Below are 13,619 nucleotides of genomic sequence, written 5' to 3'. Positions count from 1 at the left end.
TCTCAGCAACGCAAAAGGTAAAAACGACTGTAACTGATGCAAGACAGTTACCAAAAAAGGATTGGAGGATTTTTTATGGAAAGTATCATCAGCTATTTCGGCACCTACACACCAGCTGCCGATGGCGCAATCGCAAATTTTAAATTTGAGTATTTATGTACTCTCGGCTTTGCAGCAATCGTAATCTTCCTCGGACGCGCAATCGTCGCACATTCCGCGGCGTTAAGAAAATACGCGATTCCTGCTCCGGTTGTTTCCGGTATCATCTTTTCACTCGTAATGTCCGCGATCAAGATGACCGGCACAGTCAGTATCAGTTTTGACGCAAAGGTCATGAAAGACCTCTGTCAGAACCTCTTCTTCCTCTGCGTAGGCTTCGGCTTCAGCGCAAAGATGTTAAGACATGCAGGCGGAAAGCTCTGCGTCATGATCGCATTTGCAGCCTGCCTCCTGATCACCTGTCAGGATGTTCTCGGTGTTGCGATCGCTCACCTGATCAACTTAAATCCGCTCCTCGCTCTTCAGTGTTCTTCCGCAGCGATGTCCGGTGGTGTTGGTACCGCATCTGCCTTTGGTCCGATCTTCGAGGGCTGGGGTGCACAGGATGCTACAACGATCGGTGTTGCGGCAGGTACTCTTGGTAACGTTATGGGCTCCCTCATCGGTGGTCCGGTTGCGGCTTTCCTGATCGCAAAGCACGGTTTAAAGGCTGACCCGAACGATAAACCGGAAGCAAAGGCAACCGGCAAAGCACCGGAGCTTGACAATACAAAGATGATCATGATGTTCGCAATGTGCTTACTTCTCGCTGCTCTCGGTATGCCGATCTACTGCTTACTCGACAACATCCCGATGATCGAGATGCCGAAATTCATCGGCTGCCTCTTCGCAGGTGCCATCGCAAGAAACGTTATGGAAGCAGCAAACATCAAGTTCTATGTTCCGGAGGTTGACGCCATCGAGCATATGTTCCTGGAGCTTTACCTTGCACTTGTTCTTATGACAACAGACTTCACAAAGCTTGCCCCGGTTGCAGGTCAGATGGGTATCGTCCTCGTAGCACAGGCGATCCTGATGGCTCTGTTCGGTATCTTCGTATCCTTCAACCTCTTTGGCCGTGACTACGGCGCAGCCGTTATGACAGCCGGCAACATCGGTTGGGGCTGCGGTTCCGGTCCGAATGCCGTTGCGAACGAGAAAGCCGTTATGGATCAGTACGGATGGCACAACATCGCATGGGTTCTTTACCCGTCCTTCGCGGTTATCATCGATGATATCTACAACCCGATCTTCCTTTCCATCTTTGGTGGATTATTCAAAGGCTGATCGGAAACATAAGGTTTTCACGAATTATACAGAACCTCCCTTAAAAATCCCTCAGGAGAGCTCCCCACTCTCCCGGGGGATTTTTTTACGACTTATTTCTTACTGTCAAGTCTTTCTCCGTTAAGTATCTGTTCATCTTTATTGTTTCTCTACATCTGTTTTTGTAAGTTTTTTACTGCAATTTTATAACTTTAGTTACTTTTGTCGGTTAATAGTTTCGAAAAATTGCAAATATTTTTATAATATTTTATACTTTTTTCATAAATTTTAGCAACGGTCCTTCCTGATTTTCAAGTTACTAAAGTTTTATCTTCCGGGTGATCCGACCGTTTCCTCTGTGGGGAGACAGAAAACCTTCCGGTCTCAGAAGCGGACGGAATGATATGACCCGGAAAGCCAAAAAAGGATTGGAGGAACTCTTATGGAAAGTATCATCAGTTATTTCGGCACCTACAAACCGGCAGCCGACGGAGCAGTCGCCTCTTTCAAGTTTGAGTACCTGTGTACTCTCGGTTTCGCGGCCATCGTGATCTTCCTCGGCAGGGCCATCGTTGCCCGTTCTGAGACGCTCAGAAAATACGCGATTCCGGCGCCTGTTATTTCCGGTCTGATCTTCTCGATCATCGTATCCTGCATCAAGGGGGCAGGAATCGTCGGAATCTCCTTCGACGCGACGATCATGAAGGATCTCTGCCAGAACTTATTCTTCCTCTGCGTAGGCTTCGGCTTCAGCGCAAAGATGTTAAGACATGCGGGCGGAAAACTCTGTGCCCTGATCGCATTCGCTGCATGCCTCCTGATCACCTGCCAGGACCTTTTAGGTTATGCCCTGAGCCAGCTGATCGGCATGCATCCGCTCCTGGCCCTTCAGTGCTCTTCCGCAGCCATGTCCGGCGGCGTTGGTACTGCTTCTGCATTTGGCCCGATCTTTGAAGAGTGGGGCGCTGCAGACGCTACCGTTGTCGGTGTTGCGGCAGGTACCATGGGAAACATCATGGGCTCCCTCATCGGCGGCCCGGTCGCTGCTTTTCTGATCGCAAAGCACGGCTTAAAAGCTGATCCGAACGACAAGCCGGAAGCACACGCAACCGGTAAAGTTCCGGAACTCGACAACACAAGAATGATCATGATGTTTGCATTATGTCTTCTTCTCGCAGCACTCGGTATGCCGATCTACTGCTTACTCGACAACATCCCGATGATCGAGATGCCGAAATTCATCGGCTGCCTCTTCGCAGGTGCGATCGCAAGAAACGTCATGGAAGCTGCCGGCATCAAGTTCTATGTTCCGGAAGTAGAAGCGATCGAGCATATGTTCCTTGAGCTTTACCTTGCACTCGTTCTCATGACCACAGACTTTACAAAGCTTGCTCCGCTTGCAGGTCAGATGGGAATCGTTCTCGTTGCACAGGGTATCTTCATGGCACTCTTTGGAATCTTTGTATCCTTCAATCTCTTCGGCCGCGATTACGGCGCAGCTGTCATGACAGCCGGAAACATCGGCTGGGGCTGCGGTTCCGGTTCCAATGCCGTCGCAAACGAGAAAGCGATCATGGACCAGTACGGCTGGCACACCATCGCATGGGTTTTGTATCCGTCCTTTGCCGTTATCATCGACGATATCTACAACCCGATCTTCCTTTCTATCTTCGGAGGCTTATTCCGTTCATAGAAATACATGTGACATTCACTAAAGGTCATTTGACCTCCCTCTTTTCACCGGGCGGAATCCCCCACTTTCCGCCCGGTTTTTTGCCCGGTTTTTTCAAAATAACATTGAATCTGCGATGGTTTTTATGCTATACTCATTCCAAAAGTTACAAAACTTGTCAGGTTCTTTTTACAGCCGACAGGTTTTAATACAAGGAATGGGATATACTTCATGCATAAATTTTTACACACAATTTCTTTGTTCCTCGCCTGTACCGGTCTTGTCCTTGGTGGCTGCGGAAAATCATCCGAAACTGCGCAGCGCCAGACAGAAGCAAGATCAGATTCTTTAAAGATCCTTACGATCGGAACTGCCGACAGCGGCGGAACGATGTATCCGGTCGGAAAGGCGATCTCCCTCGTGATAGGAGATGCTGATTCTTCCATCAAGATCAATATCAGCGCCTCGACCGGCTCCTCCGGAAATGTCCACTCTCTCCAGGACGGCAGTATCGATCTCGGACTTGTGAGCGGCGACATTGCTTTCTCCGCGGTAAACGGGACCGGTGAATTCAAGGATCACGAATTCAAAGATCTGAAAGTCATTGCGGCTCTCTATCCGAGTCTTTCGAACTGGATGGCGCGGGATGACTCCGGGATCTTTTATGTTCACGACTTAAAAGGAAACCGTCTCGGTGTCGGTCCCCAGGATTCCACCACAGAACTCGCGGCAAAGGTTTCCCTGGGCACTCTCGGAATCACCGACCAGAACTCCACCTTCGTCAACTGTGGTCTCGGATCAGGCGCTGACGAGGTTAAAAACAGGACGCTCGACGCGATCCATGGATTTACCGGGGTGCCGATCTCCGGGCTTGCGGAGCTGGCAGACACGGTTCCATGCCATCTTTTAAAATACACGGACTCCGAGCTCCGCTCCATCATCCGCTCGAACCCGTTCTACTATATGGATCAGATCCCGTCTGGAACTTATAAAGGCCAGGACGAAGATATCGCAACCTTCGGGATCAAGGCCCTCCTCTGCGTCCGCGCAGATCTGGATGAAGACCTCGTCTACGAGATCACCTCGATCCTCTATGAGAACCGTGACCGCTTAAAGGACCTTCACCCCGCCCTCTCCTACACCGCCCAGTCCGGGTTCATGTTCAACGATCTCCCGATCGAACTGCATGCCGGAGCAGAGCGTTTTTATAAGGAAAAGGGACTTTTGGAGGAACACAGCAGGTAGGCGGCAGGATTTCGAATGCATGGTTTCCACACATCACCAGATTTTTTCTGGTGGTGTGTTTTTTGTTACAGTGCGCAGGCATAGAGTGCCCGTGTACTGTAACGTGTTTTTCTTTTCGTACGCAGAAAAATCATCTTTACCCCTTGTCATATAGTTTTTAATACTATATAATAGATGGATGAAAGGAGTTTCACCATGAAAACGAATGAAGAACGACTGAATGAGCTGCTCGCTCACCTGGACAGCCTAGACCATATTCATGTAGACGAGATCCCGCAGATCGACCTTTACATGGATCAGGTGACGACCTTTATGGAGAAGCACCTCGGTGAGTTAAAGCGCTACCCGGAAGACAAGGTCCTGACAAAAACGATGATCAACAACTATGCGAAGAACAACCTGCTTCCATCCCCGGTAAAGAAAAAGTATACCCAGGAACATATCCTGCTCCTGGTATTTATCTATTATTTTAAAAATCTGCTGAGTTTTACGGATATCGAAACGGTTCTTTCCTATGTTATAGAGCACCATTTCGATACGGATGACGAATCTTCCCTTGCGGAGATCTACACGAAGGTCTTCTCGATGGAACACGGACAGATGGATCGGTTAAAGGAAGATGTGAAAGAGAAATTTGAGAAGGCGAAGGAGACGTTTCCTTCCGGCGCAGAGGGCAGCGCAGAGCCGGAAAATGCGGAATCGCTCCAGCTTTTCGGGTTTATCTGTGAGCTCGCCTTTGATGTGTTCTTAAAAAAGCAGATGATCGAGCGCCTGGCCGACGAACTCAGGGCTGAGAATCCGCCGAAAAAGAAAAAATAATGTAGCTGTTCAGTACCTTCACACCTACGGGAACCTCCCCCCGGAGCTTTCCTTCGGATGCATGGCAGATTACGGGCAAACTAATATACCAAAAGACCTTCGTCCGGAAGCAGATCCCCATTCCGCTCCTGTACGAAGGTCTTTTTCTTCATATCTTATTTTTCCGCATCGTCCTCATCATCGAGTTTTTCGAATCCGAGACGCTTAAATACCATATCATATCCGTCGCTTCCGTAGTTTAAGGAACGGTTTACACGGCTGATCGTCGCGGTGGAAGCACCTGTGCTCTCCGCGATATCGAGATACGTCCGTTTCTCTCTCAGCATTTTTGCAACTTCATAACGCTGGGATAAGGACAAAAGCTCATTCACTGTGCAGACATCCTCAAAAAACGCATAGCACTCTTCCGGTGTCTTTAATGTCAGGATTGCCTCAAAAAGATGGTCGACCGCATCTGTCTTGATTTTCTTGTTCATGATACCTGTTACCCCTTCTGCTTCATATTTGCAGCAGAGTCTGGATCTTTTTCTGCTGCATTTTTATGGATCGATCTGTTTCACGCACTAATCACAGTTTAACACGTTAGATTCAAAAAGTCCAGTCTTTCTGTATAAAAAAGCGGAAATAGTTATGGCTGCCATATCCCGATGGAATATCGGCAGCCAATTTTGCATTTCGATATCATGAACCTTTTTTCATTTCTCACGCCAGCATAAATTTCTCGACAACCAGCCCCACCCCGTCATCGTTGTTCGATGCCGTGATATAGTCCGCCGCGTTCCGCACCGGAAGGACCGCATTCTCCATCGCGACGCCGAGACCGGCGTATTTGATCATCGTGAGATCATTGTAACCGTCCCCGCAGGCGATCATCTGCTCTCTCGTGAGTCCCAGAACTTCCAACAGACGCTCCAGACTCTGGGCTTTGTCGATCCCCTTCGGGAGGATCTCGAGAAAGAACGGATCTGAGCGGTAAACACTGAAATTCTTTCCCATCGCCGCCTTCACCTTCGGCTCCACCATTGCGAGGTAATCCCCGTCCTCCATCATGAGGAATTTCGGCACCTCGAAATTTACATACTCAGCCATATTCTCCGGCTTCCAGATCTCCATCCCGTTGATCCGGCTCTCCAGTTTTGTGTATGGGGATTCCGGGTTCGATGCGATGATCCTGCTGCCCTCGTATGTCACGATATCCACCTGATTTTCCTCCGCAAGTCCGATGATCTTTTTATTTGCGGACACCGGAAGGGATCTCGCAAACACCGTCTCCCCGGTCTTGCAGTTGATGATCCGCCCGCCGTTGAAGGAAAGAATGTATCCGCTGTATTCCTCCAGGCGAAGCTCTTTTGCGAGCGGCATTACGCCCTGCGTGGGACGTCCCGACGCGAGGACCACCTTTTTTCCGCGCTCCTGCGCCTTCATGAGTGCCGCTTTCGTCCTCGGTGTGATCACCTTGTCCCGGTTCGTCAGCGTGCCGTCAAGGTCCAGGACGATGATCTCGTAAGGACCTGCCATATTTTTTTCTGTCTGCATATCTTCTCCTGTATCAGCGGACTCTGAAACCGGATCCGTTTCCGGTTCTCCCGCAGTATTCATTTTTATTCGCTCAGACATCAGGAGAGATCGATCTCCCTGATCTTCTTTCTCACCGTCAGTAAGAACGACGGGGACACAGAGAGTTCGTCGATCCCCATCTTAAGGAATTCCTCCGTGAGATCTGTCTCCGCACCCAGCTCACCGCAGATTCCCACCGTACATCCATATTTGTGGCCGCTCTCCGCCACATAGCGGATCAGTTTCAGGACGGCCGGATGTTTCGGATCGTAAAACTGGTCCAGTTTTTCATTCTGCCTGTCGATGGCGAGTGTGTACTGGACAAGGTCGTTCGTTCCGATGCTGAAGAAATCCACCTCTTTCGCGAGGTCTCCGCTGATGATCGCTGCCGCTGGGGTCTCGATCATGATGCCGATCGCCACATCGCCGAACGGAACTCCCTGTTCCTTCAGCTCATCCCGGACGGAAGCGGCGATCTCCTTCGCCTTTTTTACCTCCCAGAGGGACGCAATCATTGGGAACATGATCGAGATCTTCCCGAAGGCACTCGCGCGATAGATTGCCCGAAGCTGCGTCCGGAAGATCTCCGGTCTTGTCAGGCAGATCCGGATCGCGCGGTATCCCATCGCCGGGTTCTCTTCTTTCTTTAATTTAAAATAGTCCGCCTGCTTATCGGCGCCGATGTCAAGCGTCCGGATGATGACTTCCTTTCCCGCCATCATCTCCGCCACCTGGCGGTATGCGGCAAACTGTTCCTCCTCGGTCGGGTACGTCTTCTTCTCAAGGTACAGGAATTCACTCCGGAACAGACCGATCCCAGCCGCATTGCTCTTTAATGCCTCCGCGACATCTGAGACGTCCCCGATGTTCGCATAGAGTTTTACCTTCGTCCCGTCCAGGGTGACATCCTCTTTATCCTTTAACTCCTGGAGCAGACGCTCTTTCTCTTCCTCCGCCAGCTTCTTTTTCTTCATATCCGCCAGCGTTTTCTCATCCGGATCCACATAGAGGGTTCCGGTCTCGCCGTCGATGACCGCCATCTTTCCGTCCCAGGACTCTTTCACCGGCACGGAGACCAGCGCCGGAATGTTCATGCTGCGCGCGAGGATCGCCGTGTGGGAGTTCGGAGACCCCTGTTCGGTGATAAATCCGAGCAGCATGTCTTTTTCCAGCTGGACCGTCTCGCTCGGCGCGAGGTCCTCCGCCATCAGGATCACCGGTTTTGTCAGGAAACCGGATTCCACCGCATCGCCGGAGAGGATCTTTAGCAGCCGGTCTGTGATGTCCTTTACGTCCGCCGCCCGGGCACGGAAATATTCATCATCCATGTCCGCAAAGAGCCGGTAAAAGTTGTCACCGGTCACCGCGGCTGCGTACTCCGCGTTCGTCTTCTGATTTTTGATGATATTCAGAACGGAATCCCGGTAGTCTGCGTCCTCCAGCATCATCATGTGGACCTCAAACACTGCCGCTCCGGTCTCTCCGACCTGCTCACACGCCTTTTTGTGGAGTGCCTTGAGCTCGTCCTCGGCGCATTTCACTGCCGCTTTGTACCGGCTGATCTCCGCTTCCGTATTTTCCACCGTGCGGCGTTTGACCTGGCTCTCCGTCTTTCTGTGGTAGAGGATCGGTCCGATCGCCACTTTATTTAAAATTGATTTTCCTTTAATGATTTCCATACTTTTTGTTTCTGCCTCACAGTTTTGCCTCAAAAAACTTCCGTACCGCTTCTGCCGCCGTCTTTTCATCCGTCCCGTCGATCTCAACGTTGATCGTCTGACCATGACGGATCCCGAGAGCCATCACTGCCATCAGTTTTTCCGCGTCTGCCTGTTTTGTGTCTGTCTTCAAGGTGATCTTTGAACGGAATTCTTTTGAAAGCTTCGCGAGTTCCCCCGCCGGTCTTGCGTGAATTCCGATCTCGTCTGTAATTGTATACTGAAACTTCTCCATAATCAACCCACTTCCTTTTTATTTTCGCATTCCGGATCAGCAAAATCCAACGTCAGCTTTCCGGTGCACTTCCATGAAAGGCTCACCTGCATGGATCTGCCCTTTTTTCAATACCCTGACTTCCATATTCTCCGCAAGGTCCGTGAAGAGGACCGGCGATGCCATGGACGGAACCCGGTCCCCGATCTTCCGGATATCCACCTTTAAAAGCGGCTCTCCCGCCCGCACATGATCCCCGTCGCTCACGAAAGCCTCAAATCCGTCTCCGGACAGGGACACCGTGTCAATCCCGACATGGATCAGCATCTCATGACCGACATCCGTCCGGAATCCGACGGCATGCTTTGTGGGAAACACAAAGGTCACCTCTCCATCCGCCGGGGCCTGCACGATCCCGTCTGTAGGTACGATCGCCGCACCGTCCCCCATCATGGCTCCGGCAAACGCCTCGTCCGGGACCTCTTCAAGCGGAATGACGGTCCCGGTCATGGGACTTCTGATCACAGTTGACGCATTTTGTGCCTGTTCACACGCTTCCATATATTCTTCCAGATCCGACTTGATGACAGACACCTGCGGACCATAGATGATCTGGACGCCGTTTCCTTTTTTGATGACGCCGGATGCCCCGGTCGCTTTTAAGATCGTCTCATCCACTTTCTTTTCATCTTTTACAGTACAGCGGAGCCGCGTCGCGCAGCAGTCCACATCAGTGAGGTTGTCCATGCCGCCGAGTCCCCGGAGGATTTTTCCCGAGCGCGACTCCCCGGATCTCTCCGGATTTTTTTCGTTATCATTCTGACTTTGGTGCGGTCCCCCGGCTGTCTCTGCGGGATTCTTTGCTTCTTTTGCTCTATCTTTTTCGTTTTTCGCGTTTTTTGAAACAGTTTTGTTTCTTTTATCCTGTTTCCTCTGCTCCACATCATCTCTCGTATAAAGCTTTGCCGCGGTCCCGCTCTCCCGCCCTGGCGTCTTATAATCGAGTTTCCGGATTACGATCAGGAACACCGCATAATACACGAGGAAATAAAACACACCGATCACCACGATCCAGAGCCATCCGGTCTTTTCATTCCCCTGAAGGATCCCGAACAGAAACAGGTCGATCAGTCCGCCGGAGAATGTCATTCCGACGCCCACGCTGAGCATGTGCATCAGCATGTACGCCAGACCGGCAAATACACAGTGGATCCCATAGAGCAGAGGCGCTGTAAAGAGGAATGTAAACTCCAGCGGTTCCGTGATCCCTGTGAGCATGGAAGTCAGTGCGGCGGAGAGGAACAACCCCGATACCTCCTTTTTCTTTTCCGGCAGCGCCGCCTGATACATGGCGAGAGCTGCGCCGGGGAGTCCGAAGATCATAAGTGGGAACTTTCCCGCCATGAACCTTGTCGCCTCCACAGAAAATCTCGCTGCTGCAGGGTCCGCGAGTTCCGCGAAAAAGATGTTCTGGGCGCCTTCCACGACTTTCCCGCCGATCTCCATGGACCCGCCGACCGCTGTCTGCCAGAATGGGATGTAAAACACATGGTGCAGACCAAACGGGATCAGCGCCCGCTCCACAAAGCCGTAAAACCAGGTTCCCGGGTAACCGGAGCGGAGCACGAACCGGCCGACTCCGGAGATCGCCGTCTGGACCGGCGGCCAGACAAAGTACATGAGGATCCCCACGAGAACGTAAAACAGGGCGCACACGATCGGGACAAACCGCGTTCCGCCGAAAAACGAGAGCACCTGGGGAAGCTCGATCTTATAATACCGGTTGTGGAGCCATGCCGTCCCAAGCCCCACGAGGATCCCGCCGAACACTCCCATCTGCAGGGACCAGATCCCCGCGACCATGGCGCCGGCGCCCTCTTTCAGGGAATCCGCTCCGCCGTTTACTTCGATCATCGCTCCGATCGCAGCATGCATGACGAGGAACGAGATGACCGCCGCTAACGCTGCAACTTCCTTCTCCTTCTTTGCCATCCCGATCGCAACACCCATGGCAAAGAGGATCGGGAGATTTGTGAACACGATGTCCCCGGCCCGGCTCATGACCATGAACAGTGCGTTCCAGAAGGTTCCCGGTCCCATGATCCTCGTCAGCCCGTATGCCTTGAGCATCGTGACATTTGAGAATGAACCGCCGATACCGAGCAAAAGTCCCGCCGCCGGAAGCAGCGCGATCGGCAGCATGAACGATCTCCCGATCCTCTGAAGGACACCAAAGACCTGATCTTTCATGAATCTCACCCTTTCGTTTTCTGTTAGTTTTGCAGGCAGTGCCTTATTACTCTGATTATTATGGGGAGATTCTTAAGATTTTATCCATGACCTCTCTCTGAATTTTCCTCTTCTCCCGGTACATCCGGATCTTTCATCCCGTAGACTCTCGTCCACTCTTTAGTCCCTTCCACCTTCACAGTCTCGCTCTGATTCAGCCGCAGGAACTTCACGATCTCGTAGCAGTCAATCCAGATCTCGTTGTTTCCCTCTTTCTGGGATTCATCGAAGATGAGCTGGATCCCGAAGTGCAGGTGCGGAGTTGTGATGTTGTTGGTGTTCTCCGTGGTGCTGTATCCGGTCCTGCCCAGGTATCCGATCACATCTCCCGCCGTCACGATACTGCCCTCTTTGAGATTTGACTGGTATGGGTAATTCTGGCGCAGATGGGCGTAATAATAGTACCGTTTTTTATCGAAACTCCGGATCCCGATCCGCCATCCGCCGTACTGGTTCCAGCCAAGTGCCTCCACATATCCGGATTCCACCGCGATCACCGGCGTCCCCACCTGCCCCATCATGTCATGACCCAGGTGTTTTCTCTTGAATCCGTAGGATCGGGATGCACCGAAATCGTCGAAATCACTGTACGGGAAGTTTTTCGCGATCGGTGAGAATGCTTTCAGACCATATTTTCTGAGCCAGACGGTCTTCGCATTTCCATTTTCACCCGTTCCGCTCTGTGTGAGGTCTTCCGGCGCCTCCGTCTCCTGCTCAAAATATCCGACCATCCCGTCGAGGACTGCACCGTATGCCTCCCGGTAATAGGCATAGTATTTCATGTCCTTCGTGAGCTCCTCCATCGTCATCCCGGACTTCAGTTTTTCCGTCACCGCGTCGAGATCTGCCTGCCGGAACCGCTCGAAATCCCCGCCGTATTTTGCTCCGAGATATGCAAGCAGTTCCACCCAGTTCAGATGAACATCCTCCTGGATACTTCCCATGTCCAGGCGGAATGCTTTCTGCATGACTTCCGCCGGGACGGTAAATTCCACCCAGTGGATATAGTCTTTCTTTTCCCCGCCGCTCTCCTCCATGATCGCATATGTATTCTCCGCCGCCGCTTTCCTGCTCTGGACACACAGGGAAGCCGTCAGGATCAAAAGGATCACAAGCTGCGCTCCGATCACAGCTCCCGATCCCGGATGCATCTTTTTCCCCATGGCAGACACTCCTTCCGTCACCTTTACGCGCACGCGCCTGATGCGCCTGCATACACATCAGTGTATGCGGACAGGCAGAAGAATATGCGCAGTGGACACGCTGGCAAGAATCACAGAAAAAGCTCTGGATGATATGGAAGAACTAAACAATAAAAAAAGACGAATCCACCCAGATCATCAAAAATCAGGTGTCTTCGTCTTTTTATCAGCGCTTATTTACAGCTCCCCGCGCCGGATCTTCAGCACTTCCTCCACCGCGAGCTTTACATATTCTCCCATCGAAACGTCCCTGCAGCCCACAACAAAATGCTGGCAGCGGTTCACCGGGATCAGAACCTTTTTTGCCGGGCTCTGGCCGATCGCAACGGCCATCTTCGGGGTGATCTCCCCCATCAGGGAGTCCGCGATAACGATCCCCATCGGGCCCACGATGATGTCCGCCGTGCGGCTTGTGACGACCGCCGGGTTTTCTCCCGTCGCACCGGCATCTGCCCCCGCCTTTAACATCGCCGCCGTAGCGATGCTGTTCGTCCCGATTGCTAGGATCTCGTCCTCCGGGCAGCTTTTCTTCAACATTTCCACCAGACCTTTTCCCATCTTTCCGCCCTGGCCGTCAATTACCATGATCGTCATGTATTTCTCCTTCTTTCACCTTCCTGCCATGTTTCAGCACTGCAGGCACAAAGACCTGCCGGAGCGTTCCCGCAGCTCTCCTTACTTTCAATCTTCAGCTGTCTCCAGCTCCTTCAGCCGCTCATACAAAAACGCGTTCACCGGAAGAGAAAGTCCCTCTTCCTCCGCGATCTTTAACATCGTCCCCGCAAACAGCTCCACCTCCGTCGGCCGTCCCGCGAGCACGTCCTGGCACATGGACGTATGTCCATCCGGATTCAGGGTTGCAAGAAGGTCCAGCCAGTAGGAAATGTCCGCCTCCGAAAGATCCACATCCTGAGTGTCCGCCACGCGGAGAACCTCGCGCATGGCCTCGATCATCATGGTCCGCGCCTCTCCCTCTTTCTGGATCAGGCTGTACGGTGCGCCGTAGACTGCCGTCACCTGGTTGACGCCGGTGTTTAACATGAGTTTGTTCCACTGTTCCCTCAGGATATCGTCCGGAACCTGGTAGGAAAGTCCGGTCCGGTCAAACAGATCCGTCACCGCTTTTAACTTCTCATCGCGGCTCTTATCCTTATTTCCGATGGTGATGTAGCCCATATTTTTGTAAGTGACCGCGCTCCCATCCTTTCCAGCGTCCATTCCCTGAACGCAGGCATAGAGCACATGATCCGCCCCGTATACTTCCTCGATCATCCCCTCGCTGGAGATCCCGTTGAGCACCGACAAGAACAGGGTATTCTCCCCGACAAACGGCTTCACGGTCCGGATCGCACTCTCCATTCCCATAAATTTGACGGCAAAGATGATGAGATCTGCCGTCACTGCTTCCGCCGGGGAGCGGTATGTAAATCCGCATTTCTCCCCGTTGCAGCTCATGCCCGTCTTGCGGTATCGTTCCACACGCGTTTCGTCCGCGATAAAAAATACATGCCCATTTCCGAGCTTCTTTGTCAGATGATTTCCGTACATGACGCCGAGCGCGCCCTGTCCGATGATCCCGATCGTCCTGATCTCCATTC

12 protein-coding genes are annotated in these 13,619 nt (G+C 52.0%); 4 read left to right on the top strand and 8 right to left on the bottom strand.

Translation table 11 applies throughout. The features are described from left to right. Window positions 1–75: 75 nt before the first annotated feature. The 4 genes from V2546_RS05045 (at window position 76) to V2546_RS05030 (ending at window position 5,041) form a co-directional block, all read left to right on the top strand. A complete protein-coding gene (locus tag V2546_RS05045) occupies window positions 76–1,326 on the top strand; it encodes a sodium/glutamate symporter (protein ID WP_329751706.1) in 1,251 nt (416 codons plus the stop codon). 421 nt (window positions 1,327–1,747) lie between these two features. Continuing rightward, window positions 1,748–2,998, top strand: coding sequence for a sodium/glutamate symporter (locus V2546_RS05040; RefSeq protein ID WP_118297058.1), 1,251 nt, complete (start codon window positions 1,748–1,750; stop codon window positions 2,996–2,998). Between the two features lie 210 nt (window positions 2,999–3,208). After that, the gene (locus V2546_RS05035; protein ID WP_329751705.1) at window positions 3,209–4,222 is read left to right on the top strand and encodes a TAXI family TRAP transporter solute-binding subunit; all 1,014 of its coding nucleotides are present in this window, start codon (window positions 3,209–3,211) and stop codon (window positions 4,220–4,222) included. Between the two features lie 195 nt (window positions 4,223–4,417). Continuing rightward, the gene (locus tag V2546_RS05030) at window positions 4,418–5,041 is read left to right on the top strand and encodes a DUF1836 domain-containing protein (protein WP_329751704.1); all 624 of its coding nucleotides are present in this window, start codon (window positions 4,418–4,420) and stop codon (window positions 5,039–5,041) included. Between the two features lie 155 nt (window positions 5,042–5,196). On the opposite strand, the gene V2546_RS05025 is transcribed toward V2546_RS05030, so the two are convergent. The 8 genes from V2546_RS05025 to V2546_RS04990 all read right to left on the bottom strand — a co-directional run bounded on the left by V2546_RS05025 (window position 5,197) and on the right by V2546_RS04990 (window position 13,617). Further along, the gene (locus V2546_RS05025; RefSeq protein WP_118297061.1) at window positions 5,197–5,517 is read right to left on the bottom strand and encodes a YerC/YecD family TrpR-related protein; all 321 of its coding nucleotides are present in this window, start codon (window positions 5,515–5,517) and stop codon (window positions 5,197–5,199) included. 226 nt (window positions 5,518–5,743) lie between these two features. After that, on the bottom strand, window positions 5,744–6,577 hold the full coding sequence (locus V2546_RS05020) for a Cof-type HAD-IIB family hydrolase (RefSeq protein ID WP_118297142.1): 834 nt from the start codon (window positions 6,575–6,577) through the stop codon (window positions 5,744–5,746). A gap of 80 nt (window positions 6,578–6,657) precedes the next feature. Further along, entirely contained in the window at window positions 6,658–8,277 is a 1,620-nt protein-coding gene (gene ptsP / locus V2546_RS05015) for a phosphoenolpyruvate--protein phosphotransferase (protein WP_329751703.1), read from the bottom strand. Window positions 8,278–8,293: 16 nt separating this feature from the next. Beyond that, complete coding sequence (locus tag V2546_RS05010) at window positions 8,294–8,551, bottom strand: HPr family phosphocarrier protein (RefSeq protein WP_118532855.1); 258 nt, start codon at window positions 8,549–8,551, stop codon at window positions 8,294–8,296. 36 nt (window positions 8,552–8,587) lie between these two features. Continuing rightward, window positions 8,588–10,780, bottom strand: a complete 2,193-nt coding sequence (locus V2546_RS05005; protein ID WP_329751702.1) for a glucose PTS transporter subunit IIA — start codon at window positions 10,778–10,780, stop codon at window positions 8,588–8,590. A gap of 80 nt (window positions 10,781–10,860) precedes the next feature. After that, window positions 10,861–11,982: a M23 family metallopeptidase gene (locus V2546_RS05000; RefSeq protein WP_329751701.1), complete on the bottom strand. Its 1,122-nt coding sequence runs from the start codon at window positions 11,980–11,982 to the stop codon at window positions 10,861–10,863. A gap of 216 nt (window positions 11,983–12,198) precedes the next feature. Beyond that, complete coding sequence (locus V2546_RS04995; RefSeq protein ID WP_118297066.1) at window positions 12,199–12,615, bottom strand: DUF3842 family protein; 417 nt, start codon at window positions 12,613–12,615, stop codon at window positions 12,199–12,201. Window positions 12,616–12,702: 87 nt separating this feature from the next. Then, window positions 12,703–13,617, bottom strand: a complete 915-nt coding sequence (locus V2546_RS04990; RefSeq protein ID WP_329751700.1) for a ketopantoate reductase family protein — start codon at window positions 13,615–13,617, stop codon at window positions 12,703–12,705. Window positions 13,618–13,619 lie beyond the last annotated feature (2 nt).

Source organism: Clostridium sp. CM74B_53 (genome assembly GCF_036318045.1).
Classification (GTDB): Bacteria; Bacillota; Clostridia; order Lachnospirales; family Lachnospiraceae; genus Pilosibacter.
The sequence above is the reverse complement of the archived record's forward strand: the minus strand, read 5'-3'. Positions and strand labels throughout refer to the sequence as shown.

Excerpts from the sequence above, each read along its gene's own strand:
- V2546_RS05000 (WP_329751701.1), bottom strand. The coding sequence starts at position 11,982 with ATGGGGAAAAAGATGCATCCGGGATCGGGAGCTGTGATCGGAGCGCAG.
- V2546_RS05030 (WP_329751704.1), top strand. The coding sequence starts at position 4,418 with ATGAAAACGAATGAAGAACGACTGAATGAGCTGCTCGCTCACCTGGAC.
- V2546_RS05040 (WP_118297058.1), top strand. The coding sequence starts at position 1,748 with ATGGAAAGTATCATCAGTTATTTCGGCACCTACAAACCGGCAGCCGAC.
- V2546_RS04995 (WP_118297066.1), bottom strand. The coding sequence starts at position 12,615 with ATGACGATCATGGTAATTGACGGCCAGGGCGGAAAGATGGGAAAAGGT.
- V2546_RS05045 (WP_329751706.1), top strand. The coding sequence starts at position 76 with ATGGAAAGTATCATCAGCTATTTCGGCACCTACACACCAGCTGCCGAT.
- V2546_RS04990 (WP_329751700.1), bottom strand. The coding sequence starts at position 13,617 with ATGGAGATCAGGACGATCGGGATCATCGGACAGGGCGCGCTCGGCGTC.
- V2546_RS05020 (WP_118297142.1), bottom strand. The coding sequence starts at position 6,577 with ATGCAGACAGAAAAAAATATGGCAGGTCCTTACGAGATCATCGTCCTG.
- V2546_RS05035 (WP_329751705.1), top strand. The coding sequence starts at position 3,209 with ATGCATAAATTTTTACACACAATTTCTTTGTTCCTCGCCTGTACCGGT.
- V2546_RS05005 (WP_329751702.1), bottom strand. The coding sequence starts at position 10,780 with ATGAAAGATCAGGTCTTTGGTGTCCTTCAGAGGATCGGGAGATCGTTC.
- V2546_RS05010 (WP_118532855.1), bottom strand. The coding sequence starts at position 8,551 with ATGGAGAAGTTTCAGTATACAATTACAGACGAGATCGGAATTCACGCA.
- ptsP (WP_329751703.1), bottom strand. The coding sequence starts at position 8,277 with ATGGAAATCATTAAAGGAAAATCAATTTTAAATAAAGTGGCGATCGGA.
- V2546_RS05025 (WP_118297061.1), bottom strand. The coding sequence starts at position 5,517 with ATGAACAAGAAAATCAAGACAGATGCGGTCGACCATCTTTTTGAGGCA.